Here is a 26,090-nt window from a genome sequence, read left to right as displayed (position 1 = left end):
TCCAGGAGGACCCTCATGACGACCAACGCCGCCGCTCGACTCCCTGCTCCCGGCGCCGACCTCGTCGTCGGTCCCGCCCCCGTGCCCGAGCCGGGCCCTGGCGAGCTGCTCGTGCGCAACAGGGCCGTCGCCGTCAACCCTCTCGACGACGTCAAGCAGTGGACCGGGAACCTGATGTATCGCTGGCTGCCCTGGCCCGTCGTGCTCGGCGAGGACGTCTCGGGCGAGGTGGTCGCCGTCGGCGCCGGGGCCGACCGGTTCCGCGTGGGCGACCGGGTCGTCGCCTACGCCGTCGGCATGGAGCGCGGCCGCCGCCACGAGGCCGAGGGCGGCTTCCAACACTTCACCGTCGTGCGCGAGGACCTCGCGGCCCCGCTGCCCGACGGCCTCGCGCACGAGGAGGCGGTGGTCCTGCCCCTGGGCATCTCGACCGCCGCGACCGCCCTCTTCCAGCAGGACCACCTCGCGCTCCCGCTCCCGTCCTCCGCCCCGACGCCCACCGGACGCACGGTCGTGGTCTGGGGAGGAGCGACGAGCGTGGGCAGCAACGCCATCCAGCTCGCCGTCGCGGCCGGTCACCGCGTCGCGACCACCGCCTCACCTCGCAACCACGACGCGATGCGCCGCCTGGGCGCGGAGGTGGTCGTCGACTATCGCAGCCCCGGCGCGGTCGCCGAGCTGGTCGCGGGCATCGGCGGGGCCGACGTCGCCGGCGTGCTCGCGGTGGGCACGGGGTCGGCCGAGCCGTCCGTCGAGGTCGCGATCGCGACGGGCGCGACGCGCGTCGCGCTCGCCAGCCCCTCCGTCTCGTTCGGCTCGCTGCCGCGCGGGGCACGGTTCGGCGCGGCGTTCGTCCGGACGATGACCCGCCTCGCCGCCGGCAACGTCGCCCTGCAGGTGCGGGCGCGGCGACACGGGATCAGGGCCCGGTACGTCTGGGGCAGCACCCTCATGACGAACGAGGTCGGGCCCGCCCTCTGGCGCGACCACCTCCCGTCGGCGCTCGCGGAGGGACGCCACGTCTGCGCACCTGCTCCCGAGGTCGTCGGCGAGGGGCTCGAGTCGGTGCAGGTCGCCCTCGACCGGCTGCGCGCGGGGGTGTCGGCACGCAAACTCGTGGTGCGGCTGTAGCGGCCGCTGTCGCAGGCCCCGGCGGCGGCGGGAGGTGGGGAGCCGCCTGCGACTCAGGTCGCAGGCGAGGTCCCGACCTCTGCCCCCTGTGGCACGGCGCCCGACCGGCGAGCGTGGAGGCATGACATCGACACCCCTCCCCACCCCGCCGCGGACGGGCCTCCGCGCCCGCCGCCTCCTGCCCCGACTCGCCGCCGCCGCGGCCGTCGTCGCCCTCGCCGTCCCGCTCGCCGCCTGCTCGGCCGGCGCGTCCGACCCGTCCACCGCGGCCGGCACCGCCACCGGCACCGCGGCCGGCGCGACCTCCCCCGCCGCCGAGCCCGCGCCTCCGGCGGCCCCTCAGCACCAGCCCGGCGGGGGCGAGCTCACGAAGGGCGACGTCGACGCCTGGCTCGACGGCGCGCTCGGCTCGGCGCTGCAGACGACGGGCATCCCCGGGGCGACGGTCTCCGTCGTCTCGGACGGCCAGGTGCTCACCGCCCGCGGCTACGGCCTGGCCGACACCGGCACGGACGGCGACCCGGCCCGCCCGGTCGACCCCGACGACACCCTGTTCCGCATCGGCTCCGTCTCGAAGGTCGTCTCGGCGACCGCGATCATGCAGCTCGTCGAGCAGGGGAAGCTCGACCTCGACGCCGACGTGCAGCAGTACCTCGACTTCGACCTCGACACCCCGAAGGGCGCGATCACGCTGCGCCACCTGCTGACCCACACCGCGGGCTTCGAGGAGGTCATCGCCGGCCTGATCGGCACCCCCGGCAGCGAGAAGACGCTGCGCGAGGCGGTGACGGACGCTCCCCCGGCGCAGGTCTACGAGCCCGGCACGACTCCTGCGTACTCGAACTACGGCGCCACGCTGGCCGGCTACGTCGCCGAGCGGGTGAGCGGGAAGCCGTTCGCCGAGCTGGTGCAGGAGCAGGTCCTCGACCGTGCAGGGATGACCTCGTCGTCGTTCGCACAGCCCCTGCCCGCCGACCTCGACGCCCGGCTCGCGAAGGGCTACCCGAACGACTCGGCGCCGTCCGTGCCGACCGAGGTCGTGAACGCGGCACCCGCCGGCGCGATGTCGGCCACCGCCTCCGACATGGCGCGCTTCATGCTCGCGCACCTGGGCGACCTGCCCGCCGAGCAGTCCCTGCTCGAGCCCGCGACCCTCGACGAGATGCACCGCCCCGCGCTCGGGGCCGGCCAGCTCGGCACCCTCGCCGTCGGCCAGCGCATGGACCTCGGCTTCTTCGACGACAGCACCCCCGGCGTCCCGGCCTTCGGGCACGACGGCGACACGCAGGTGTTCCACAGCGCGATGCGGATGTTCCCCGAGTCCGACGCGGGCATCTTCGTGTCGTTCAACGCCTCGGGACGCACCCCGACCGCGACGCTCGACCTCCGCACGACGCTGCTGCAGGGCTTCGCCGACCGGTACCTGCGCGACGCCTCCCCCTCTGACGACGCGTCGGCGGCAGGGTCGTCGCTGACGACCGACGAGACCGTAGGAGGCGCGGGCCAGCTCGACAGCGCCGCCGCGGCCGCCGCGATGGCCGGCACCTTCACCTCCTCCCGCTCGCCGGTCACGAACCCGGGCGCGCTGCTCGCCCTGAGCGGCCAGACGACGATCGTCCCCCGCTCGGACGGCACGATCGCGGTCACCCCGAAGCCGCTCGCCACCACGACCGGCGTGTACGAGCTGGTCGACGAGCACCTGTGGCGCGAGGTGGGCGGCGACTCCCTGCTCGCGACGCGGACCGACGGCGACTCGGACGACGCCGACGCGACCGTCCAGGCGATCTCGTGGGGCGCCTCCTTCACGATGCTGCGGGCGCAGCCCTGGCAGGTCGCGTCGACGGCGCTGCCGTCGGTGATCGCCGCCGTCGCGGTGCTGCTCGTCTCGGTGGTCGCGTGGCCGACCGCCGCGCTCGTCGGGCTCGGCCGCCGCACCGGACGCCGCGACCTCGTCGCCGCACGCCGTCCCGAGGCCGGACGTCGCCGCCGCGCTCTGCTGCTGTCGCGCATCGGCCAGGTCGCGACGCTGCTCGCCCTCGTCGGCTGGGCGGTCGTGGCCGGGCAGGCCATGTCGTTCGTCGACGTCTCGGCAGGGTCGATCCGCGTCGTGCAGGCGCTGCAGCTGGTGGGCGTCGTCGCGATCGTGCCCGCCGCCGTCGCCGCCGTGCAGGCCGTGCGCGAGCGACGGGGCTGGGCCTCGGTGACCGGACGGGTGCTCGTCGTCGTGGCGCTCGTCGTGCTGGCCGTGTTCGCGGTCACGTGGCGTCTCCTCTCCCCGAGCGTGAGCTTCTGATGCGCCTCCCACAGGGAGGTGCGCCCCGCGACCACGAGGTCGACGGCACCTGGCATGCTCGGGACGTGACCACCTCCTCCTCCCCCCGCTCCGCAGCCGTCGCCGGCCTCGTCGGCGCGGCACGGCACGAGGGCACGGGGCCGGGCTTCGCGGCCGCCCGCCGGCTGCTCGCCCGGGTCGGGGTGCGGACGCCGTTCGGGCGGGACGTCGCCCTGGCCGCGGTGTGGACGCTCGTGACGGTCGCCATGCTGGGCACGCTCGTCGGCATGGGCGAGTTCTACGGCGCCTTCCGCAGCATCCCTGCCGCCCAGACCACGGCCGTGCTCGTGCTGGCCGTCGCGCAGTGCCTCCCGTTGGCGTTCCGACGACGATCGCCGGTCGCGACGCTGCTGGCGATCAGCATCGTCCAGGCTGGTCTGCTGACCGTGCTGCCCAGCGGCCTCGCGGTGTGGACCGCCGCGCCCGTCGTCGCCGCGTACACGGTCGGCACCCTGCTGACGACGCGCGCCGCGGTCGGCTGGCTGCTCGTCGCGGTCGGCATCGCGTCGGCCGGTGCGGCCGTCGGGGCGGCTGGTCTGGTGAAGCAGGGCCTCGGGGCCCTGCCCGGCCTCAGCCCCGTGGGGGCGTCCGTCGAGGCGCTCGCGCTGGTCGCGACGGCCGTCCTCGTGAACGGGATCAGCGCCTCCGTCGGCTCGTGGGTGGCGCTCCGTCGCCGGCACGACAGCGACAGCCGGGCTCGGGCCGTCGAGTCGGTCGAGCACCACGAGACGCTGACCCGGTCGGCCGTCGCCGCGGAGCGCACCCGCATGGCCCGCGAGCTGCACGACATCGCGGCGCACCACCTCACCGGCCTCGTCGTGCAGGCGGGCGCCGCCGAGCGCCTCGTCGACGTCGACCCGGAGCGCGCGAAGGAGTCGCTCCGCAGCGTCCGGTCGCAGGGACGCGAGACGCTCGACTCGCTGCGGTCGATCGTGGGGATCCTGCGCGAGACCGGCGACGACGCCACCGGCACCGCTCCGGTGCCCGGGCTGCGCGACGTCGGCGGGCTCGTCGCCGCGGCCCGTGCGGCGGGCACCGTCGTCGACGAGCGCGTCGAGGGCGAGCTGCCCACGCTCGCGCCTCTCGCCGACGTCACGGCCTACCGCACCGTGCAGGAGGCGCTGGCCAACGCCCGAAGGCACGCCCCCGGTGCCAGCGTCCAGCTCACCACGACGGTGCGGCAGGGGCGGCTCGTCGTCGTGGTCGAGAACGCGGTGCCCCGGGGGCCCGCGAGCTCTGCTCCGGCAGGGTACGGGCTGGTCGGGATGCGCGAGCGCGCGGCCCTCGTCGGCGGGCTGCTCGAGGCGGGAGTCGTCGGGACGGGCCCGAGGCAGACGGGTCCGGCGCAGACGGGGCCGGTCGAGACGGGGTCGGCCGAGACGCGAGCGGTCGGCGGTCGAGGAGACGGAGACGCGGACGCCAGGGCCGCTGCGACAGGCGGGGCCGACGCGGCCGGCGCCCGCACCTGGCGCGTGCGTCTCGAGCTGCCCGTCGAGAGGGAGCCCGGCGCCGCCGACGACGCCGAGTCCGCCGACGGGACCGGCGCGTGATCCGGGTCGTGCTCGTCGACGACCAGTCGATCGTGCGGGCCGGGTTCCGCATCGTGCTCGAGACCGCGGGAGGGATCGAGGTCGTCGGCGAGGCCTCCGGCGGCCGCGAGGGCGTCGAGGTCGTGCGGCGCACCCGGCCCGACGTCGTCGTGATGGACGTCCGGATGCCCGGCGGCGACGGCATCGAGGCAACGCGGTCGATCACGGGCGCGGCCCCGGGCGGCGACCCGCAGGCGTCCTCGGTCGCGCTGCCCGGCGACCCGCAGGCAGAGCCCGGCGACGCCCGCCGCGGCCCCGCCGTGCTCGTCGCGACGACCTTCGACCTCGACGAGTACGTCTTCGGCGCCCTCGAGGCGGGCGCCAGCGGGTTCGTCCTCAAGGACGCGGAGCCCGACGAGTTCGTCGCCGCCGTCCGTGCACTGGCGTCGGGGCGCGCCGCGATCGACGGCGCGACCACCCGCCGGGTCATCGCGGAGTTCACGCGACGGCGGGCCGCCTCCTCGACGGGGGTCTCGGTCGACGTGCTGACGCCGCGCGAGCAGGAGATCGTCCGGCTGCTGGGCGAGGGCCTGTCGAACGACGAGATCGGTGCACGCCTCGTGATCGAGACGAGCACGGTCAAGTCGCACCTGACCCGGGTGATGACGAAGCTCGACACGCGCGACCGGCTGCAGACCGTCGTCTGGGCCTGGCGCTCGGGGCTGCTGCGCTGAGCGGTCGCCTGCCCTGGCGACAGGCTGCGCATCCGGGGGTCAGGCCCAGCTGTGCCTCGTCAACCGACGCGAGGCCAGTCGGTCGTCAGGTAAGCCTCGACGGCCCGGTTGCGGAACGTGTACGGCTTGCCTCGGTCGACGATGCCCCTGACCGTGTCGAGTCGGCGGGAGACAGCTCCGATCTGGGTCGCCGAGACCATGCCCATCGCCTCGGCGATCCGCGTCAGCGTCCGCTCGCTCGGAGCCAGCGCGGCCATCGCGGTCACGAACTCGTGCTCGCGGTCGGGGAGACGGCCGAGCACGCGCTCGACGTGCGCCGACGCCTCTCCCTCGGCGCCGCGCCACCCCTCGACGACGTCGCCCTCGGACACGACCGGTGACGTACCGGCGTTCCACGCCCTCTGACCCGCGAGCTGGAAGAGGAAGGGCTCCCCGCAGCAGAGGGCGACGACGGCCCTCGCGGCCTCGGGGCTCATCCTCACGGTCCCGACGCCCCCGTCACCGTCCGCGGTCTCCCACCCCGCCATCACGAAGGGCTGGAGCGCCTCCAGCAGGTCCCCCTCGTCGAGGGCGGCGAGGGTGACGGTCCGGAACCGCCTGGCGAAGGTCGCGCCCTTCCGCGCCCCGGCCATGTCCTCGAAGTCGGGAAGCCCGGTGAGGTACACGGCGATCGGGAGGTACCTCGAGACGGACACTCCACCGGGGAGGTCGACGTCGACCTCGTGGGACAGAGCGTCCCCGAGAGCGATGAGCAGCTGCGAGAGGGCCGCCTCGTCGGTGATGTTCTGCACTTCGTCGATGTGGATGAGCACCACGGCGTCCTGCCTGATCGCAGCCTGGCCGAGCTCGACCAGCAGCTCGAAGAGCGCGGTCGACGGCTCGGGCCCCTCTGCCCCGCGCACAGCGACCGAGAAGCCCGTCACGGCGACCTGTTCCACGCGGGCGAGCAGATCGAGCACGCCCTTACGGGTCGAGCCGGCGAGCCCCGCCTTGTCGGCGAGCCGCAGCACGGCGGAGGCGACCAGCTTCAAGGGGTCGGCTCCGCTGGGCATCCTCACCTGCGGAGTCACCCAGTCGCCGGCCTCCGCAGCGTCCCTCGCGATGCGTCGGACCAGGCTCGACTTGCCCGTCCCCGGCTCGCCGAGGATCGTGCGACCCGTCTCGTACAGCCCGGCATGTCGGCGCGGACGCAGCACGTCGTGCCAGTCGCTGAGCTGCTCGATCCGTCCCGCCCAGACGTCGGGCACGACGTCGGACCCCGGCTGGAACGGGTTGGTGAGGGGAGATCGCATGGCCATAAATTTATCACGGGTGCGGCCGCCGTTGATAAATTTATCGTGGCCCTGAGGAACGTGCAGCAAGGCGGGACCGACCGTGTGGCCGATCCCCGCACGGCCCGGGCCGGTCCGGGCACGGCGGCCGATGATGGCCCCATGAACGACGCCATCGTCACCCCCCTCGGCTTCTCGCACGTGCGCCTCACCGTCACGGACATCCGCCGCAGCAAGGCCTTCTACGAGCAGCTCTTCGGCATGCCGCCGGGCAGCGACTTCAGCGACCAGATCGACGACCCGACGATCCACGACGACCCGCAGCGCACCTACGGAGGCTGCTCGTTCACCTTCGGCGGCCAGACGCTCGGGCTGCGCCCCGTCGCCCCGGCCGGCGACCGCTTCGACCCCGACCGGGTCGGGCTCGACCACCTGAGCCTCCGGGTCGGCTCCGTCGACGAGCTGCACGCCGCGGCCGAGCGGCTCGAGGCAGCGGGGATCGAGCACGGCGAGGTCACCGACCTGCCCGCGTTCGGCCTCGAAGTCCTCTCGCTGCAGGACCCCGACGACGTGAACCTCGAGCTCGCCGCCGCCCGCCCCGGCGGCCGCGTCTGATCTGCCCTGAGGTGAAAGCGATGTGACGCGTCCGGGGTGTCCCGCAGCTTCCCACTCCCCCGCAGCCTCACTTCGTTCCCGGCACCGCGCACGAGCACGAGCGCGAGGTCGGGCGTCAGCCCCAGATGCGGGTGACGATCGCGCCGAGCAGGTCGTCCGTGGGGTAGTTCGACTGGCGCACCGTGACGACGACGTCGTCGCGGACGAGCACGGTCTGCGTGGAGTCCGTCCCGTACTGCTCCTCGGTGCGGGTGAACTGGCAGACGGTCCCGCCGAGACGGTCCGTGCAGTCGTACACGTCGCCGGAGCGCTGCTCGGTCTGCGCGGCCGCCGGGTCGGCCAGCCAGCCCGGGTAGGAGGCGGCGGTCGCGGAGTCGACCATGGCGATGTCGACGAACGAGTCGTGCCTCCCGCGCCAGGACGCCGGGGCGTCGACGCGTCACCCTGCGGCGGCGGGAGTTCGCATCGGTCGCGAGTCGTCGTACGATCCGTCCATGACACCGACGTCCGGCCGCTCCCGCTCCGTCCGCGCGGGCGGGTCGCGTCCCGTCGTTGCCGTCGCCCCCGTCGCGGCCCTGGCCCTGCTCGCCCTGGCGCTGAGCGGGTGCACGTCGACCACTCGCGCCTCGTCGCCGGACGCGCCGGCCGCCTCCTCGTCCGGGGCGACGCTCGACGACGCCGTGGCGTCGGACGACGCCGCCCCCGCTGACGCCGTCCCTGCCGACGCCGCCCCCGCCGACGCCGTCACGGCCCCCGGCCTCGACGTCACGGGCTTCGTGCTCGAGGGCTCCGACCCCGACCTCGTCGACGCGAGCGCCGCCTCCCTCGACGTGGTCGGGGTCGACGGCGTGCTCGTGGCCGCCGACGGGGCGAGCGTGAGCAGCCCGTCGCTCGACGCCGAGGCCCAGCGGGACGCGGCCCACGCCAGGGGGCTGCAGGCGCAGCTGCTCGTGAGCAACTACGACGAGCGGATCGGCGACTTCAGCGAGCCGGTCGCGAGCGCGCTGCTCTCGAGCCCGGCGAACCGGTCCGCCGTCGCGGCCGACCTGGCCTCGCGCGTGTCGACGGGCGGCTGGGACTCGCTCATGGTCGACCTCGAGGGCCTCACGGCCGGCGACTCCGCCGGGCTGACCGCCTTCGCCTCGGAGCTGCGCGCGGCCGTCGGCCCCGACGTGCGTCTGGACGTCGCGCTGCAGGCCTCGACGACGGTCGAGGGCTACGGCGACCTCGGCTACGACGTGCCGGCGCTGGCGGCGTCGCTCGACCACCTCACGCTCATGGCCTACGACCAGCACGGCCCGTGGGAGCCCGACGCCCCGGGCCCCGTCGGCTCCCTCGGCTGGACGATCGACTCGCTCGCCGCCCTCACCGCGCTCGCGCCGACCGACCAGGTCGTGCTCGGCGTCGCGGGGTACGGCTACCGCTGGGGCGGCGACGAGCCCGCCGGGCAGGTGTCCGACGAGGAGGCGCGCGACCGCGTCGGGGACGCCGGCGGCAGCGCCCGCTGGGACTCCACGGCCGCGGAGCAGACCGCGACCCTCGCCGACGGCGCGGTGCTCTGGTGGTCGGACTCGCGCTCGCTCGACACGCGCGTCCAGCTCGCCCGCGGGCTGGGCCTCGCCGGCGTCGCCGTCTGGTCGCTCGACCTCAGCGACCCGGTCGAGATCGACGCGGACTGACCCGCGACCGCCCTCGGACCGCGCAGGCGCAGCCGCGCAGCGCGCGTGACGACGTGCGGGCGGACCGGCCCGCGCGCCCGCCGCTACCGTGGCCCGCATGCAGCACAGCACCCCGGCCACCGACGGCAGCGCCGACAGCACCAGCGACGTCCGCACCCCGACCGCCCCCGAGCGCGCCTGGACCGAGCACGTCATCTGGTGGCACGTCTACCCGCTCGGGTTCGGCGGGGCCGACACGACCGGGGCGGACCGCTCGCCGCAGCCGCGCCTCCTCGACCTCGTGCCGTGGCTCGACCACCTGCTCGCGCTCGGCGCGAACGGGCTCGCGCTCGGCCCCGTCTTCGCGTCGTCGACCCACGGGTACGACACGATCGACTGGTTCCGCGTCGATCCGCGGCTCGGCACCGACGACGACCTCGCGACGCTGATCGACGCCGCCCACGCCGCGGGCGTGCGGGTGATGCTCGACGGCGTCTTCAACCACGTCGGCCCCGAGTTCCCGGCCCTGCAGGAGGCGCGGGCCGACTCGTCCTCGCCGGCCGCCGCGCTGTTCCGTCGCGACGAGCACGGCGAGCTGGCGACCTTCGAGGGGCACGGCGGGCTGATCGCACTCGACCATTCGTCGCCTGAGGTGGTCCGCACCGTCGCCGACGTGCTCGTGCACTGGGCCGACCGCGGCGCCGACGCCTGGCGCCTCGACGCCGCCTACTCGGTGCCGTCGTCGTTCTGGGCCGAGGTGCTGCCTCCCCTGCGCGAGAGCCACCCCGACGTCTGGGTGGTCGGCGAGGTGCTGCACGGCGACTACGCGGCGGCCGTCCGCGACGGAGGCCTCGACAGCGTCACCCAGTACGAGCTCTGGCAGGGCACCTGGCACGGCATCCAGGACGTCAACCTGCACGAGCTCGCCTGGGCCCTCACGCGGCACGACGAGTTCCTCGACGAGTTCGCGCCGCTGACGTTCGTCGGCAACCACGATGTCACCCGCATCGCCAGCCAGATCGACGACGAGCGGCACCACGCGCACGCCGTCGTGCTGCTGTTCACCCTGGGCGGCGTGCCGTCCGTCTACTACGGCGACGAGCTCGGGCTGCGGGCCGTCAAGGAGGAGCGGGTCGGCGGCGACGACGCGATCCGTCCCGCGTTCCCCCGCTGGTCGGGCCACGACGCCGTGTCGCTCGTGGCCGATGCCGACCCGGCCGTCCTGGCCCTCCACCAGGAGATGGTCGGCGTCCGTCGGCGTCACCCGTGGCTGCACGGGGCGCGCACGCGCACGGTCTCGGTGACGAACGAGACGCTCGTGCTCGAGGTGCGCGGGGCCGGGGCCGACGGTGGGGACGAGCTGCTGCTCGTCGCGCTCAACCTCGGCGACGAGCCCCTCCGCGTCGCGGACCCGGCGCCCGCCGCCGACGGCTGGGTCGCGGGACGTTACGCCGGCCTCGACGGCGACGTGCTGGTCGTCGGCGCGCACGGCTGGGCCGTGGTCGCACCCCGCCGCTAGACGGACCAGCGCTCGACCGGTGGGCGGTCCCGGAAAGTAACGGCGCGATAACGAAGTCGATGCGTACCCATCCATCTGCGCGAGGGTGGCGAACCCCTGTCAACTCCCCACCGGGAACCACAGACAAGGAGAACCATCGTGAACATCTCACGCAAGACCATCACCAAGTCCGCCTTCGGCACCGTCGCCTCCGGCGCCCTCATCTTCAGCCTCGCCGCCTGCTCCTCCACCGACGCCGGCTCGACCTCGTCGTCGTCGGCCGCCCCGTCGTCGTCGTCGTCGGCTGCGTCGACCGAGCCCGTCGCGTCGCTGCCTGACCTCAGCAAGGGCGTCGACACCCAGGTCGCCGTCGACGCGTCCTTCGTCGAGGCCCTCACCAGCCTCGGCCTCACCCCCGGAGTCGTCGGCACCGCCGGCTTCGACGCCACCACGGGCACCTTCTCCTTCCCCATCACCGGCGGCAACGTCGACTACTACGACCCCTCCTCCGACGTGCGCCCCTACGTCCAGGGCGAGATCGACCACGACGGCTCCGGCCTCAGCCTGACCGCTGCCGACGGCACCGTCGTCGAGCTCAGCGACTTCCGCATCGACCCGGGCGAGAGCAAGCTCTACGGCACCGTCACCGCCAACGGCGCTGTCGCAGCCGAGGACGCCTACCTCTTCAACCTCTACGGCGGCACCCTGAAGCCCCTCCAGATGGAGGGCACCAACGCCGTCCTCGAGGGCACCACCGTCCACATCAGCCCCGACGCCGCCGCCCTGCTGAACCAGACCTTCAACACCGACGCCGTCCAGGACGAGATGCTCGTCGGCGTCGCGAAGATCACCGTCGCCACCGAGTAGGGTCCGCCCTCACCCGAGTGACGACGACACCGGCCCCGACCCTGCACGTGGGCCGGTGTTCCCGGTGGGGCCCCGCTCCACGCTCCGGCGTGGGGCGGGGTTCTCCCTCCGTTCGCTCGTGAACCGTCAAAAAAGGTCCTTTCCCTTCTGGGAAAGGACCTTCTCTGTCGTCTCGTCGCCCGGCGACGGGACGGAGACGGGACCAGCTCGGCACTGTCACCGTTCAGGAGGTGCGGACCCGCGCCTCCTGAACGGTGCACGAATCAGGACTCCCGCTCCCCCCGTTGCGCGACTCAGGACACATCTTCCTGAATGGGGAGGGCCCGGGCTAGCCGGTGACGACTGCGATCTCGTTGGCCGCGACGCCGAGGTCGCCCGTGGCCGTGACCTCGCCGGTGGCGACGTCGACCGCGTGGATCGAGCCCGACGCCGGGTCGGTCACGTACGCGGTGTCGCCGACGACCGAGAGGCTCGGGTGCGAGTCCTGCCACTCGGCGGGCCCCTCCCACGCCTGGATCACGGGGTACGAGGCCCCGAACGTCCCGGCGGCGACGTCGAGCACGTGCAGCGCTCCGTCGGTGCCGAGCACGAGCGCGTCGTCGTCGGCGGTGCGGCCGACGCCCTTCCAGGTGTACGCCACGCCGGCGGGCAGGTCGAGCACCTGCGAGGTGGCCGCGGCGGTGTCGACCGCGGTGAGCTGCGTCAGCTCGTAGCCCTCGGAGTCGGGGTCGCTGTTGTAGTCCCCGAGCATGACGGACGACGAGTCGGTGACGTAGGCGTTGCCGGTGCGGCCGTACTCGTCCGCTGCGGTGATCTTCGTGAACGCGCCGTCGTCGTACAGCAGCACGCCGTCGCTGCAGCCGAACACCGCGACCTCGTCGGCCGTGGTGCCCTCGCCGTGCACGGAGGGGCACTCCTCGCTGCGCGCGGTCTCCTCGCCGGCGGCGTCGAGCGCGCGCACGCCGACCCGCGACTCGGAGTCGCCGATCGTGGTGAGCAACGTGCCGTCCTCGAGCTCGATCGAGACGCCGTGGTGGGCCTCGGGCGACGAGATCGTCTCGGTCGCGGGCAGCTCCCCGGTCGACGAGACGTCGAGCAGGTCGGCGGTGTCGAAGACGGTGGTGTCGCCGGTCCCGTCCGAGAACAGGACGGTCTTGTCGCCGTGGCGCACGACGTGGCCGGGCGTCGGCGCCTCGAACACGAGGTCGGTGAGCTCGGGCTCTGCGGTGTACGACGTCCCGTCGGCGGTCCAGGCCCCGGTGTCGAGCACCTGGAACCCCTCCTCGGTCGAGACGAGGACGTGCCGTCCGTCGCCGGCCGGGTTGACCCTGTTGAAGCCCGCCAGCTCGATGTCGGCGACGGTCTCGAGGGTGGTCGCGTCGAGCACGAGCACCCCGCCGTCGTAGGTGGCCGCGATGCGGGGCTGCGCCGAGGAGGCGGTGGTCGCGCCCGTCTCGGAGGCCGCGCCGGTCGCGGCGTCGCCTCCCGCACCTCCTTGGCCCGTGCCGCTGCACGCCGTGAGGGCGAGGGCGGCCGAGGCGGCGAGCGCGAGGCCGGCGAGGGCCCTGGTCTGGTGTCGGGAGATCTGGTGTCGCGGGGTCATGTGATCCGTTTCCGTGTTCGGTGATGGGGGTGGTGCGGGCCGGTCAGGGCGACAGGCCGGTCGCGATGAGCTGCTCGTTCGAGCGCATCATCTCGAGGTAGGTCTCGGCTCCCCCGCCGGGGGCGCTGAGCGACTCGGTGTGCAGGGCGACGACGTCGACCTCGACGTCGGCCTCGTCGGCGAGGACCTGCACGAGGCGGTCCGGCTGGGAGGCGTCGGCGAAGATCGTGCCGACCCCCGCCTCCTCGATCGCGTCGGTGAGCCCGGCGAGGTCGGACGCGCTCGGCGCCGCCAGCGTCGTTCCGCTCGGCAGCACCGCCCCGACGACGCGGAACCCGTACCGCTCGGCGAGGTAGCCGAAGACGTGGTGGTTCGTGACGAGCGCACGGCGCTCGGCCGGGATCGCGCCGAAGCTCGCCGCGAGGTCGGCGTCGAGCTGCTCGAGCTGTCCCCGGTAGGAGGCGGCGGCCGACTCGAGCGCACCGGCGTCGAGGCCGTCGACCTGCGTCGACAGCTCGCGCTCGAGCCCGTCGACGACGTCGAGCATCCGCTGCGGGTCGGTCCAGAAGTGCGGGTCGAGCTCGCCCTCGGCGTCTCCCTCGGCGTAGGCCAGGGGCTCGATCAGGTCGCCGGCCTCGACGACGGGCACGCCCGCCGCGGCGGCGGAGTCGACGTGCTGCCGCAGGCCCTCCTCGAGGCCGAGGCCGTTCGAGACGACCAGGTCGGCGTCGCGGAGGTCGGCGGCCTCGCGGGCGGAGATCTCGACGCTGTGCGGGTCGGCCCCCGGGGGCATCAGCGTGACGACGTCGGCCTGGTCGCCGATCAGCTCGCCGACGACGTCGCCGAGGATGTTCGTCGTGACGACGATGCGCGGGGTGCCGGCGGCTGCGCCGCCTGTGCCGCCGGGGCCACCCGGGCCGCCGTCGGCGAGGGCCGAGCAGCCGCTCGTGACGAGCAGCACGGCCAGGGCGGCGGCGGCTGATGCAGTTGCTGCTGCTGCTCGTGCGGGTCGCCCTGATCGCGCGAGTCGTGCGGGTCGCCCTGACCGTGCGAGTCGCGCGGGTCGCGATGCTCTGACACCCCCGAGTGGACAATGCACCCCGGAACGACGGGGTGTTCCGTCCACTCCGGGGTGTGGGAGGACGGCGGGCGCGGGTGCGGCGGCGGCGGAGCCGGCGCGGAGGCGCGCGCGGCTCATCGGCCCGTCTCCACGACCAGGCGGCCGGGCAGCGGCAGCGTGCGGGCGACGCGAGCGGAGTCGGCGTGGTCGATCTCGTGCACGACTCCCGCCGACGGCGAGTTGAGGTAGCTGCGCGACGCGTCGACCTCGAGCACGACGCCCGCGGGCAGCTCGGGGCCGTCGGCTCCCGCGACGAGGTCGGCCGCGACGAGCGGCTCGGTCTGCGCGAGGACGCCCTCGGGCGAGAGCACCACGACGCGTCCGGAGGTGTCGACCGCCACGACCGTGTCGTCGGAGTCGCCGACGGCCGTGGCGCGCAGCAGCGGCTCCGGGGTCTCGATCAGCGTCCAGGTGCGGGCCCGCGTGTCGAGCAGCCAGGCCCCGCGGGTGCCGGCGACGGAGGCGACGGCCGGGCGTCCTGGACGTGCCTGGAACGAGGCGGCCACGTCCGACGCGGCCGTTCCGGCCGGGTACGGGATGCGCTCGAGCGTCACGTCGCCGGCGCTGTCGGCGGTGGCGAGCACGGCGCCGTCGGCACAGCCGACGACCACCCCGACGCGGGTCGCGGCCGAGCCTCGGAGGGCAGGGCAGGGCTCCTCGAGGCCGTCGACGGGCTCGCCCTCGGCGGTCGTGACGACGACCGTGTCGGCGCGCACGGGCGCGGCCGGCCCGGACGCGTCGGCGGACCCGGACAAGGACGTGTCGGACGCGTCGGCCGCGTCGCTGACGACGCTCGCGATCAGCTGGTCGCCGAGCGGCACGAGCACGCCGTCGTGCGGCGTCCCCTCGATCCGCCCGACCGCGTCGAGCTCGCCGTCGGCCAGGGCGTCGCCGTCGAGCACGAGCCCCGTGCCGGTGGCCGACCAGGACGCGGCGGTGACGGAGGCGCTGGAGGCAGCCCGCACCTCCTGTGCACTGCCCTCGGACGCGCCGGCCGCAGCGGAGCCGGAGCCGTTCCCGGTCTCGACGCCGGTGCCGGTCTCGACGCCGAGGTCGGCCAGGTCGTCGGGCTCGGCGACGACCCGGGGATCCGCGAGGTAGTAGTGCGAGTGGTCGCCGTGCGGCACCGTCCAGGCGCCGCCGTCGACGACGGTGAGCCGCCCGTCCGGGGTCGCCGCGAACAGGTGGCGGCCGTCGGTCGTGAGCGAGGAGGCGTCGCCGAGCGAGCCCCCGGACGCCAGCTCGACGATCTCGCCCGAGGCAGGGTCGAGGGCGCTCAGCACGTCGCCGTCGAGGGCGACGAGGCGGAGCTGCGGCTCCTGGAGCTCGCGGGCTCCCTCGACGTACCCGTGCGGGACGGCGGTCTCGTCGGCACCGGCCGTGCCGGCGTCGTCGGCGGAGTCGGTGCCGGGGCTGCAGGCCGCGAGGGCGAGCAGCGTGACGAGGGCGGCGGGGAGGAGGGCTGTTCTTCTGGTCACGAGTGCGGGGTCGCTTCCTGTCGTGCCGGGGGCGCGAGGTCGAGGGTCGGGCGGTCAGGTGCGGGGTGGGCGGCGACGGAGGCGACGAGCGCGGACGCCGTCGTCGCGGGGGCGGGTGCCGTCGCCGCGGATGCGGGCGCGGTCGCGGCTCCGGCGGTCGCGCCAGGCGTCGGTGCCGAGGAGGCGCGGTCCCCGACCACGGCACGAGCCGCGGCCGACAGCCCGGCCAGCGCCACGGCGCACGCGGCGATGCTCGCGCCCGCCGCCGTCGAGGCGTACCACGAGACGAGCAGCCCGACGAGCACGGCCAGGGCGCCGACGAGGGCGGCGGCGGCCATGGTGGTGGGGATGCGACGGGTCCATCGGGCCGCGGCCACGGCCGGGGCGATCAGCAGGCCGACGACGAGGAGGCTGCCGACCGCCTGGTAGGAGGCGACGACCACGAGCGTGACGAGCCCGACCAGCACGACGTGGGCCAGCCCCGGGCGGAGGCCGGACGTGCTCGCGACCCGCGGGTCGAAGGCGAGGGCCACGAACGGGCGGTGGAACGCGGCCGTGACGGCGACCCCGATGACGACCGCGACGGCGATGAACACGAGGTCGCCCTGGTCGACGGCCAGCACGTCGCCGAACAGCACAGCCGTGAGGTCGGTCGCGAACGAGCGCGAGCGAGAGACGATCACGACCCCCACGCTGAGCATCGCGACGTAGAGCAGGCCGATGGCGGTGTCGGGAGAGACCCGCGAGCGTCGCGTGACGAGACCGACGCCGGCCGTCATCACGGCGGCGCTGACGGCGGCGCCGAGCACGGCGGGCAGCCCGAGGAGCGCGGCCAGGGCGACGCCGGGCAGGACCCCGTGGGCCATGGCCTCGCCGAGGAACGCCATGCCGCGGACGACGACCCACGTGCCGACGACGCCGCAGAGCACGGCGACGAGCACGCCGCCGACGAGGGCCCTGAGCATGAACGCCGTGCTGAACGGGTCGAGGAGGAAGGTCACGAGGCACGACCATACATGAAAACGATTATCAGTATGATCAAGGCATGAACATCGCACCGGGACCCTTCGCACCGGCCTCCGACCTCCCCTCCCGCCTCGCTTCCCGTCCCGACTCTCGCCTCGCAGAGCCGACCTCGGGGACGGTCGCGCGCCTCCTCGGCGTCAGCGCCCACCACGACGGACGCACCGCGCTGCGCGGAGTCGACGTCGACGTGCTCGGCGGCCGGCTGACGGTGCTCGTGGGCCCGAACGGGTCGGGCAAGTCGACGCTGCTGGGCGTGCTGGCCGGCACCCACCGCGACGTGGAGGGGCAGGTCGCCCTGCCCGCCTCCGGCACGACGGCGTTCGTCGTCCAGCGGAGCGCGGTCACCGACCGCCTGCCGATCACCGTGCGCGAGACGGTCGCGATGGGGAGGTGGGGGTCGCTCGGTGCCTGGCGGCCGATGGGGCGTCGGGACCGTTCCGTCGTGGACGACTGCCTCGAGGCCCTCGACGTCGCCGACCTCGCCCGGCGTCCGCTGGCGGCGTTGTCGGGCGGGCAGCGGCAGCGCGTGCTCGTGGCCCAGGGACTGGCACGCCAGGCCGACCTGCTGCTGCTCGACGAGCCGACGGCCGGGGTCGACGCCGCCGCCACGGCGCTGATCCGCGGAGCCGTCGACGCCGAGCTCGCCCGCGGAGCGACCGTCGTCGAGGCGACGCACGACCACGCCCTGCGCGGGCCGGGCATCGACGTCGTGCACCTCGTGGACGGTCGCCGCGTGGCGTGAGCGCGGCTACGCGGGTGCGCGCCACGCGTGCGGCGCCGCCACCGCCGGACACATCTCGACGCACCCCCGGTCGTGCACCGCACCCTCGAATTCGGGGGTGCAGTGCACGATCGGGGGTGCAGCGCGTCGTCGGGGCTGCACCGCGTGCGGCGCCGGCGCCGGCGCCGCGGCGCCAGCTGCGTCCGCACCCCTCGAACCCGCGGGCACCCTCGCGCGCGCCGAAGGGTGTGCGTGGGTCCGCGGGGTGCGGGCAGCGCGAGCTCCGTACTCGAGACGACGACGCGCACCGACCCGGATCACGCCCGCACGCGGCGCTGATCGCCGAGCCCCGCGTCGCCCGCTGAACCGGCAGCCCCTGAGCTGCCAGCATCGCCCGGGCTCGGACACCGCCGAGTGGGCGCGACACCGGCAGACGAGCAGGTGTTCCGTTGACTCGGCGGCGTCAGAGGCTGTGGGCGGCAGGGGCGGTCGGCGGCAGGGACATGACCTCCGAGAGACGCTCAGGGACTAGTACGAACCGGCCCCCGAGGAGGCGGCGGCCGAGTCGGCGAGGAGCGCCCGCGACCCCGAGACGCCCAGGCGCGTGGCACCGGCGGCGACGTACTTCTGCGCGTCGGCGAGGGTGCGCACGCCGCCCGAGGCCTTGACGCCGAGGCGCCCGCCGACGGTCTCGGCCATCAGCCGGACCGCGTGCTCGGACGCACCGCCGGCCGGGTGGAACCCGGTCGAGGTCTTGACGAAGTCGGCGCCGGCCGACTCGGCGGCCTTGCAGGCACCGACGATCGCGTCGTCGCTCAGCGCGGCCGACTCGATGATGACCTTGAGCACGGTCGGGGCCGGCACGGCCTGGCGGACGGCGGCGATGTCCTCCTCGAGGGAGGCGTAGTCGCCGGCGACCGCGGCGCCGACGTCGATGACCATGTCGACCTCGTCGGCCCCGGCACGCACGGCCTCGGCCGCCTCGGCGGCCTTGACCGCGGAGGTGTGCTTGCCGCTGGGGAACCCGGCGACGACGGCGACCTTGAGGTCGGCGCCCTCGGGCAGCACGAGGGGCAGCATCGACGGCGAGACGCAGACCGAGTACGTGCCGAGCTCGACGGCCTCGGCGATCAGGGCGTCGACGTCGGCGCGGGTCGCCTCGGGCTTGAGCAGGGTGTGGTCGATGAGGCGCGCCGCGTCGGCGCTGGTGAGGGTCGTCTCGGTCATGAGACCAGGGTACGGCGGTCAGCCGCACCGTCCTGCGCCGCGTCGCCGTCGGCCCCGCCGTCACGCACCTCGACGACCGAGGCCGTCGGGTGCTGGGAGAGGAACCTGTCGGCCGTGCGGAGCGACATCGCCATCTGCAGCAGGGCGGGGTTCGCCACGACGGCGCTGGGGAACGTCGAGTTGTCGCAGACCCACAGGTTGGCCACGTCGAAGCTGCGGCCGTCGGGGTCGACCACGGCGTCGGCCGCGTCGTCGCCCATGCGGCAGGTGCCGAGGGTGTGCGCCGTCCGGGCCAGGACCCGGATGTCGGTGCCGCCCGCGGCCTCGACGATCGACGTCATCGTGCGGATGGCGTGCTCGTCGATGGCCTGCTCGTTCGGGCCCGCCGTGAACGAGATGCGCGCCTTGGGCACGCCGACCTCGTCGAGCTCGTCGGAGAGCACGAGGCGGTTGTCGTCGCTCGGCAGGCACTCGGCGTTGATGCCGATGCCCGACAGGTGGCGGTAGCCCCCGATGACGTCGGCCAGCTCGTCGCCCCAGAGCCCGCCGCCGCGCACCAGCGTCGTGGCCAGCGTGAGCGGCGGGACGCCGAGGCTCTGGATGAGGTAGCCCCCGACGAAGTCGGCATCGGCAGGCGCCCGTAGGTCTTCGGTGATGATCGACGACGGGTAGCCGCGGTGCCCGCGCATCTCGCCCTCGAAGGTGCCCCAGACCTGGGTCGCGCCGTGGGCCATGAAGTTGCGACCGACCTGGCCGCTGCTGTTCGCGAGGCCGGTGTGCAGCAGCAGCCGCGGGGTCTCGACGCCGCCGGCACAGAGGAACAGGGCGGCGGTTCGCTGCCGGTGCTCGACGCCGTCGTGCACATAGACGACGGCCGTGACCTCGCCGCTGTCGTCGGTGTCGATCCCCGTCACCGTCGAGTCGGGCCGGATCTCGGCGCCGTGGGCGACCGCGCTCGGCAGGTACGTGACGTCCATGCTGACCTTGGCGCCGTTTCGGCAGCCCTGGTGGCAGCTGCCGCAGCTGACGCAGGCGTGCCGGAGGCCGGCGTGCTCCTGGTGGTGGTCGTGCGTGATGAGCGCCTCGGGGGCGTCGGCGGTGCGGATGCCGACGGCGTCACAGCCGCGCACCATCATGTCGGCCGCCGCGTTCCGCCCCGCGGGCGGGTAGGCGTAGTGCCGCGAGGGATCCCACGGGTAGTCGCTCGGCCCCGAGACGCCGACGAATGCCTCGACCTGCTCGATGTAGCGCGTGACCTCGGCGGAGTCGACGGGCCAGTCGACGCCCTTGCCCGTGACGGTCTTCAGGTGCAGGTCGCGCTCGTCGGGCCGGGGCACGAAGGCGCCCCAGTGCAGGGTCGAGCCGCCGACGCCACGGCCCGAGTTGTTCGGGCCGAACGCGTTCGGGTCGTCGCCGTCGCTGAGGCGCTCGTCCATCCAGTTGATGGCCGTGCCCGCGTCCTCGTCGTTCGTGTACAGCTCGGGGTCGAAGTTCGGCCCTGCCTCGATCGCGACGACGCGCAGGCCGGCCGCCGCCAGCTTCGCCAGCAGGGGCGCGCCTCCCGCGCCGGTGCCCACGACGACGGCGTCGACGACCTCGTCGTGCCCGTAGGTGGTCATGTCGTCGAGCTTCATCGTGCTGCCTCCATGGTCGGTTCCCACGCTTCTCGGGCATCGGCGGCCAGCAGCTGGAAGCCCTGGAACCGCGGCCCGTCGCCGCCGTTCGCGTAGCCGTCGTAGCCGATGCGCGACATCGTCGCCGGGTGCGACAGCCACGTGCGGACGAGGTCGACCCGGCAGTCCTCGAACCAGAGCGTCAGCTGCTCGGCCGTGAAGTCGTCGGCGCGGGGCTCGTGCTCGCCGGCGACGACCGCCGTGACGAGGGCGTCCTGATCGGCCCGCGGCAGGTCGCCGAAGCCGGCCAGCTCGTCGAGCCCGCGGCGGTAGGCCTCGGGGTCGGGCGGCAGGGCGGCGTTGCGCCAGCCGTCGCCACGACCGGAGCCGACCTGGGCGTCGACGCGGGCGGCCAGGTCGATCGCCTGGCGAGGCTCGGGCGCGCGCTGCGGGACGACGCGGTCGCTCAGCTCACGCAGGGTGCGCAGCTGCACCTCGTCGAGCACGACGGGGGCGTAGCGGGGGTCGTCCGCCAGGACGCGCCGCGCGTGCAGCGCTCGGGTCTGCGTGCTGACACGGGAGGAGGCGAGGGTGCGGACCACGTCGACGGGCACGACCGGGCCGGTGCCGGCCTCGTCGCGCCAGAAGTCGCGGATCGCGGCGGCGACCTCGTCGGGACGCTCGAGGGGCAGCAGGTGCCCTGCACCCTCGAGCACGTGCACCTGGGCCCGCGGGTAGACGCGGCCGTTGAGCTCACGCTGCGCCGCCTCGCCGAGGTCGCCGTCGCTGCCGCCCGCGAGGATCACGGCGGGCACGTCGAGCACGCCGACCGCCTCGGACCAGTCTTCACGGCTGCCGCGGTCGAACCAGGCCGTCCAGGCCTCGGCGGAGGCGCGCTGGACGTCGCCGACGGCGGTCGCGTCGGACGTCGGGTCGAGCGGCGCACCCACGTTCGCGTCGACGAACGCACGAGCCGAGGCGGCGTCGAGCGCCCCGCCGTCGGCCATCGCGCGCTTCTCGGCGCGGTCGTCGTCGCTCATCGGCTCGGGCGTCGGCGGCGAGGCCGCGAGCAGCACGACGCCGCTGAGGCCGAAGAGCCCGTGCTCGCCGGCGAGGGCCCGGGAGGCCACGACGGAGGCGATCTTGCCGCCCATGCTGTGGCCGACCAGCAGCCAGCGGCCGGGCGCGTGGCGCCGGACCTTGCGGACGACGAGCGCGGCCATGTCGTCGACGGAGACGCCGGAGGCGGCGCTCGCGTCGCCGAAGCCGGGCAGGTCGAGCGCGACCACGTCGGCCGTGTCGGCGAGCCGGGCGGCGACGCCGTCGAACTCGCGCGCGCTCATGCCCAGGGCGTGCAGGAAGAAGATGGTCGGACGGGACGCGTCGACGGGTGTGTTCACGGTTGCTCCTCGAGGGCCTCGGCGCGGTGCCCCCGGACGGCGGGGCCACGACGAACGCTACGAGGCACCGCCGACACTACGAACGCGCGGCTGACGGACCTCCCAGACAGCCGCCTCCCGCCGGGGTACGTCGGGCCGGGCGAGCGCGAGCGCGCGCACGCGGCGCCGGGTCGCTCAGATAGCGGCCGGCAACGCCGCCAGCCGTCGCTCGAGCTCGTCGACCGTGCCGAGCCGCCGCTCCGGCGACACGTCCCGCAGGCGCCCGACGAGCCGGCGCGCCGCCGCGACCACGGCGGGCTGGTCGGAGCCGTACGTCTCGACGCCCGCCACGACCGAGTCGACGAGCGACTCGACCGACGGCAGCCCGACGACGACGCGGAGCGCCCCGTCGGCGTCGCGGTGCCCGGTCACGCGGTCGCGTCCGCGCCACACGGGCACGAGGACCGCCGTCGACATGTCGAGCGCGCTGACCGCCGTGTAGGGGTCGTTGGTGCCGGAGGCCAGGCCGCGCACGGCGATCTCCACGAGCTGCTGCAGCGCGTAGTCGACGTCCTGGTGCGGGGTCCGCGACGGGCCGAGCGTCACGCAGGCGCGGATCGCCGTCGCCGTGGCGGACGACGCGGTCGTCGTCGTGCCCACGAGCTCGTCGCCGACGATGACCCAGCTGCCGGGCATCGCGCACACGACCACGACCGTGTCGGCGTCGGCCGCCACGCGGACGAGCCGAGGCCAGTCGACGGCCTGGACGTAGCCGTCCCGGTCGGTGCGCACCGCGGCCGTCGTGCGGGGCGCCTCCTGTGGGTCGGTCGTGACGCGGACGCCGGGCGAGGCCGGGTAGGCGAGGTCGGCCGCCGCGCGCAGGTCGCCGAGCACCTGCTGCTGCAGCGACGTGATCTGCACCGACGTCGCGATGTGGTGGATGAAGAAGACGAGCACGCCGACGTCGACCACGCCGAGCAGCACGGCTCCGTGCACGGCGAGCAGCGGCACGAACGCGTCGGCGCCGTCGACCTCGGTGTGCACCGAGCGCATCACGACGATCGCGTAGAGGAACGTCGAGGTGAAGGCCGAGAGCACGAGCTGGTTGGCGCGGTCGGCCATGAAGTTGCGGACGAGCCTCGGCCCGTAGGTCGACGACGTCGTCGCGAGCACCGAGATGGTGATCGAGAACGAGGTGCCCGCCACCGTCAGCATCGACGAGCCGATGATCGAGAGCAGCGACCGTCCGCCGCTCGCGCTCAGCGCATCGAGGAACGGCAGGCCGACCGTGCCGCCGCCGATCAGGCCGCGGTCGACGGCGACGAGCAGCTCGGCCGCCGCGATCGCGACGACGCCGAGCAGCGCCGGGAAGAACCAGAACGACTCCCGCGCGCGGAGCAGGACGGCCCTCACGGCCGGGCCTCGAGGGCGGAGGAGGCGCGGACGCGGCAGAGGAGCATGCCCCATACTGTGCCCGGTCGTGCCCTCGACGGCCCGGCCCAGGTCGGGCACGCAGACGAGGAGGCGCGGCGCGGCAGGGTGCCGCACCGCGCCTCCTCGACGCTGGTCGGGCCGTGGCCCGGGGGACGGGTCAGGCCCGGTGGGCGCCGTCCCCGTGGTGCCGGGTCGACGTCTCGGCGTCGACGGGCGCCTCGGCCGCGACGTGCGACACGGCCTCCGACGAACCAGAGCCGGTGCCGGAGCCCGAGCCCGCACCGCCGTCAGCACCCGCAGCCGGGTGCGACCGCTCGAGCGACGCGCCCTCCACGTCGACGTCGGGCAGGATGCGGTCGAGCCACTTCGGGATCCACCACGCGGCGTCGCCGAGCAGGTGCATCACCGCGGGGATCAGCAGCAGGCGGACGACGAACGCGTCGACGAGCACGCCGAGGGCGAGCCCCAGCCCGATCGACTGGATCATCACGGAGTTCGAGAAGACGAAGCCCGAGAAGACCGCGGCCATGATGAGCGCCGCCGCGATGACCACGGTCCGCCCGGCGTGGACGCCGCGCTGGACGGCGAGGCGTGCCGGCGATCCGTGGGCGTACGACTCGCGCATGCCGCTGACGAGGAACAGCTGGTAGTCCATCGCGAGCCCGAAGAGCACCCCGACCATGAGGATCGGCAGGAAGCTCAGGATCGGGCCGGGGTCGTGCACCCCGAACACCGGGCCCAGCCAGCCCCACTGGAACACCGCGGTCACGCCGCCGAACGCGGCGAACAGCGACAGGACGAACCCGAGCGTCGCCGTCACCGGCACGAGGATCGACCGGAACACGAAGATCAGGATGATCAGCGACAGCCCGACGACGACGAGCAGGTACAGCGGCAGGGCCGCGGCGAGCTTCTCACTGACGTCGATGTTGCCGGACGCGTTGCCGGCCACGCCGAGCGACGAGACGCCCTCGACGTCGAGCGAGCGCAGGTCGCGGACCAGCTGCTCGGTCGACTCGGCCGTCGGCCCGCCCTCGGGCACGACCTGGAACGCGAGCAGGGTGTCGTCGTCCGAGGCGCCGATCGGGGCGATCGCGGCGACGTCGTCCTGGGCGGCCAGCTCGGTGCCGACGCGCACCTGCTCGGCGACGAGGTCGTCGTCCGAGACGGCCTGGTCGAGGTCGGCGACGACGAGCAGCGGCCCGTTGACGCCGGCGCCGAACTTGTCCTCGACGATCTTGTACGCCTGGTAGGCGCTCGAGTCGACGGGCTCCGACGACCCGGCCGGGAGGCCGAGGCGCATCGACAGCGCTGGGATGGCGATGATCAGGAGCACGGCGACGCCCGCGATCAGCGTCAGCACGGCACGGCCGGTGCCCATCGGCGTCGACGGCACCTTCACGGCGCCGGTGCGGCCGACCGCGGCACGCGCCTTCTTCGTGAGGATGCGCGGGCCGACCAGGCGAAGCAGCGCCGGGGTCAGCGTGATCGCGATGAGGATGGCGACGAACACGCAGACCGCGCCGACGGTGCCCATCAGGCCGAGGAAGGGGATCCCCGTCAGGTTGAGGGCGAGCAGGGCGATGAGCACGGTCGAGCCGGCGAACACGACGGCGTTGCCGGACGTGCCGTTGGCCAGCCCGATCGACTCGTCGAGCGGCACGCCGGCCTTGAGCTGCGTGCGGTGCCGGTTCAGGATGAACAGCGAGTAGTCGATGCCGACCGCGAGGCCGAGCATCACGCCCAGCACGGGCGTGACCGAGAGCATCTCGACGGCGCCCGAGAGCGACAGCGAGGCGAGCACGCCGACGCCGACGCCGACCAGGGCGTTGAGCAGGGGCAGGCCGGCGCCGATCAGGGTGCCGAGCATGACGAACAGGACGATCGCGGCGATGATCACGCCGCCGACCTCGCCCGGGCCGAGGATCTCGGGGATCGTCGCGGCGATGTCGTTCGAGACCTCGACGTCGACGCCGGCGATGTCGGCGTCCTCCAGGTGCGAGACGACCGCCTCCTTCGCCTCGGAGGGCACCAGGTTGAGCGCCTTGTCGAACTGGACGGTGGCGACGGCCGTGGTGCCGTCCTCCGACACCTGGCGGATGCCGGACGAGAGGTCGAGCAGCGAGGCGCCGTCCTCGAGGGTCGTCTCCTGCGTCTCGAGCTCGGAGAGGCTCGAGTCGAGGGTGGACTGCTGCGTGTCGATCTGCTGCTGACCGGCCGTGATCTGGGCCTGCTGCGCGTCGAGCTGCGCCTGGGCGGCGGCGAGCTGGCCGGCGGCCCCGGCCTGCGCCCGTGCGGCGTCGAGCTGCTGCTGGCCCGCGGTCAGCTGCGCCTGGGCGGCGTCGATCTGCGCCTGGCCCGACTCGATCTGGGTGCGGCCGTCGGCGATCTGCTGACGACCGGCGTCGATCTTCGCCTGCTGGTCGGCGAGCTGTGCCTGCGTGGCGAACGGGTCGACCGTGCCCTTGACGTCGTCGAGGTCGGTCATCCTGCCGAGCAGCGAGACGATGTCGGCCTGCTGGTCGGCGCTGAAGGCGCTGTCGTCGCTGGTCGTGAACACGACCGAGCCCGTGCCGCCGCTCGCCTGCGGGAACTTGTCGGCGAGCTGGTCCGACACCTCCTGCGTCTTCGTGCCGGGGATGCTCACGGCGGTGGTGAGCGTGCCGCCGAAGAGGGCGAACGAGCCGCCGGCGAGGCCGAGCACGACGATCCAGGCGGCGATCACCACCCAGGCGCGTCGGGCCGACAGCCGGCCGAGTCGGTAGAGCAGGGATGCCATGGGCGGTCGTCCTCCTGGTGGTGCGGTGGGCCGGTGGTCGGTCCGTGGGGTGGTGGAGCCTCGCGTCGCGTCGTC

General features: G+C 74.3%; 20 protein-coding genes. 9 read left to right on the top strand and 11 right to left on the bottom strand.

Translation table 11 applies throughout. The features are described 5' to 3' along the window. The first annotated feature begins 15 nt into the window (after positions 1-15). From IFT90_RS12635 to IFT90_RS12620, 4 genes are all read left to right on the top strand, one after another. Positions 16-1,131 (top strand): zinc-binding alcohol dehydrogenase family protein, encoded by a 1,116-nt coding sequence (locus IFT90_RS12635; RefSeq protein ID WP_192042557.1) that lies wholly within the window; start codon positions 16-18, stop codon positions 1,129-1,131. Between the two features lie 121 nt (positions 1,132-1,252). Beyond that, on the top strand, positions 1,253-3,424 hold the full coding sequence (locus IFT90_RS12630) for a serine hydrolase (protein WP_192042556.1): 2,172 nt from the start codon (positions 1,253-1,255) through the stop codon (positions 3,422-3,424). Positions 3,425-3,489: 65 nt separating this feature from the next. Continuing rightward, entirely contained in the window at positions 3,490-5,013 is a 1,524-nt protein-coding gene (locus tag IFT90_RS17630) for a sensor histidine kinase (RefSeq protein ID WP_371812308.1), read from the top strand. After that, positions 5,010-5,726 (top strand): response regulator, encoded by a 717-nt coding sequence (locus IFT90_RS12620; protein WP_192042554.1) that lies wholly within the window; start codon positions 5,010-5,012, stop codon positions 5,724-5,726. Before IFT90_RS17630 ends, IFT90_RS12620 begins: the two co-directional genes overlap by 4 nt. Positions 5,727-5,785: 59 nt before the next feature. Here the strand turns inward: IFT90_RS12620 and IFT90_RS12615 are convergent, their stop codons facing one another. After that, positions 5,786-7,018, bottom strand: coding sequence for an ATP-binding protein (locus IFT90_RS12615; RefSeq protein ID WP_192042553.1), 1,233 nt, complete (start codon positions 7,016-7,018; stop codon positions 5,786-5,788). Positions 7,019-7,159: 141 nt separating this feature from the next. On the opposite strand from IFT90_RS12615, the gene IFT90_RS12610 reads away from it, so the two are divergent. Further along, positions 7,160-7,612, top strand: a complete 453-nt coding sequence (locus tag IFT90_RS12610) for a VOC family protein (protein WP_192042552.1) — start codon at positions 7,160-7,162, stop codon at positions 7,610-7,612. A gap of 115 nt (positions 7,613-7,727) precedes the next feature. On the opposite strand, the gene IFT90_RS12605 is transcribed toward IFT90_RS12610, so the two are convergent. After that, positions 7,728-7,994 (bottom strand): hypothetical protein, encoded by a 267-nt coding sequence (locus tag IFT90_RS12605; RefSeq protein WP_192042551.1) that lies wholly within the window; start codon positions 7,992-7,994, stop codon positions 7,728-7,730. 112 nt (positions 7,995-8,106) lie between these two features. Between IFT90_RS12605 and IFT90_RS12600 the strand changes: the two genes are divergently transcribed. The 3 genes from IFT90_RS12600 to IFT90_RS12590 all read left to right on the top strand — a co-directional run bounded on the left by IFT90_RS12600 (position 8,107) and on the right by IFT90_RS12590 (position 11,635). After that, positions 8,107-9,291, top strand: a complete 1,185-nt coding sequence (locus IFT90_RS12600) for a glycosyl hydrolase family 18 protein (RefSeq protein WP_192042550.1) — start codon at positions 8,107-8,109, stop codon at positions 9,289-9,291. A gap of 97 nt (positions 9,292-9,388) precedes the next feature. Then, a complete protein-coding gene (locus IFT90_RS12595) occupies positions 9,389-10,789 on the top strand; it encodes an alpha-amylase family glycosyl hydrolase (RefSeq protein ID WP_192042549.1) in 1,401 nt (466 codons plus the stop codon). Between the two features lie 138 nt (positions 10,790-10,927). After that, entirely contained in the window at positions 10,928-11,635 is a 708-nt protein-coding gene (locus IFT90_RS12590; protein ID WP_192042548.1) for a hypothetical protein, read from the top strand. Positions 11,636-11,963: 328 nt separating this feature from the next. On the opposite strand, the gene aztD is transcribed toward IFT90_RS12590, so the two are convergent. The 4 genes from aztD to aztB all read right to left on the bottom strand — a co-directional run bounded on the left by aztD (position 11,964) and on the right by aztB (position 16,837). After that, positions 11,964-13,238: a zinc metallochaperone AztD gene (aztD, locus tag IFT90_RS12585; RefSeq protein WP_192042547.1), complete on the bottom strand. Its 1,275-nt coding sequence runs from the start codon at positions 13,236-13,238 to the stop codon at positions 11,964-11,966. Between the two features lie 43 nt (positions 13,239-13,281). After that, complete coding sequence (aztC, locus tag IFT90_RS12580) at positions 13,282-14,196, bottom strand: zinc ABC transporter substrate-binding protein AztC (RefSeq protein WP_244644963.1); 915 nt, start codon at positions 14,194-14,196, stop codon at positions 13,282-13,284. Positions 14,197-14,432: 236 nt separating this feature from the next. Then, entirely contained in the window at positions 14,433-15,836 is a 1,404-nt protein-coding gene (locus IFT90_RS12575) for an ABC transporter (protein WP_192042545.1), read from the bottom strand. Next, positions 15,833-16,837 (bottom strand): zinc ABC transporter permease AztB, encoded by a 1,005-nt coding sequence (gene aztB / locus IFT90_RS12570; protein ID WP_192042544.1) that lies wholly within the window; start codon positions 16,835-16,837, stop codon positions 15,833-15,835. Before aztB ends, IFT90_RS12575 begins: the two co-directional genes overlap by 4 nt. Positions 16,838-16,881: 44 nt before the next feature. Between aztB and aztA the strand changes: the two genes are divergently transcribed. Further along, positions 16,882-17,604, top strand: a complete 723-nt coding sequence (aztA, locus tag IFT90_RS12565) for a zinc ABC transporter ATP-binding protein AztA (protein WP_192042543.1) — start codon at positions 16,882-16,884, stop codon at positions 17,602-17,604. A 507-nt stretch (positions 17,605-18,111) separates the two neighbouring features. Here aztA and deoC read toward each other — a convergent pair. From deoC to IFT90_RS12540, 5 genes are all read right to left on the bottom strand, one after another. Next, a complete protein-coding gene (deoC, locus tag IFT90_RS12560) occupies positions 18,112-18,810 on the bottom strand; it encodes a deoxyribose-phosphate aldolase (RefSeq protein WP_123546959.1) in 699 nt (232 codons plus the stop codon). Continuing rightward, positions 18,807-20,444: a GMC family oxidoreductase gene (locus IFT90_RS12555; protein WP_192042542.1), complete on the bottom strand. Its 1,638-nt coding sequence runs from the start codon at positions 20,442-20,444 to the stop codon at positions 18,807-18,809. Before IFT90_RS12555 ends, deoC begins: the two co-directional genes overlap by 4 nt. Continuing rightward, positions 20,441-21,823 carry an alpha/beta hydrolase gene (locus IFT90_RS17625; RefSeq protein ID WP_192042541.1) on the bottom strand — a complete coding sequence of 461 codons (1,383 nt, stop codon included), beginning with the start codon at positions 21,821-21,823 and terminating at the stop codon, positions 20,441-20,443. The genes IFT90_RS12555 and IFT90_RS17625 overlap by 4 nt, the downstream gene beginning before the upstream one ends. Before the next feature lie 174 nt (positions 21,824-21,997). Then, entirely contained in the window at positions 21,998-23,215 is a 1,218-nt protein-coding gene (locus IFT90_RS12545; RefSeq protein WP_192042540.1) for a DUF2254 domain-containing protein, read from the bottom strand. A gap of 178 nt (positions 23,216-23,393) precedes the next feature. Continuing rightward, complete coding sequence (locus tag IFT90_RS12540; protein ID WP_192042539.1) at positions 23,394-26,015, bottom strand: MMPL family transporter; 2,622 nt, start codon at positions 26,013-26,015, stop codon at positions 23,394-23,396. Between the last annotated feature and the right edge of the window lie 75 nt (positions 26,016-26,090).

The sequence above is a fragment of the Frigoribacterium sp. CFBP 8766 genome (genome assembly GCF_014841435.1).
Classification (GTDB): domain Bacteria; phylum Actinomycetota; class Actinomycetes; order Actinomycetales; family Microbacteriaceae; genus Frigoribacterium.
Note: the sequence above shows the minus strand (reverse complement) of the source record. Positions and strands in the feature narration are given on the sequence as shown.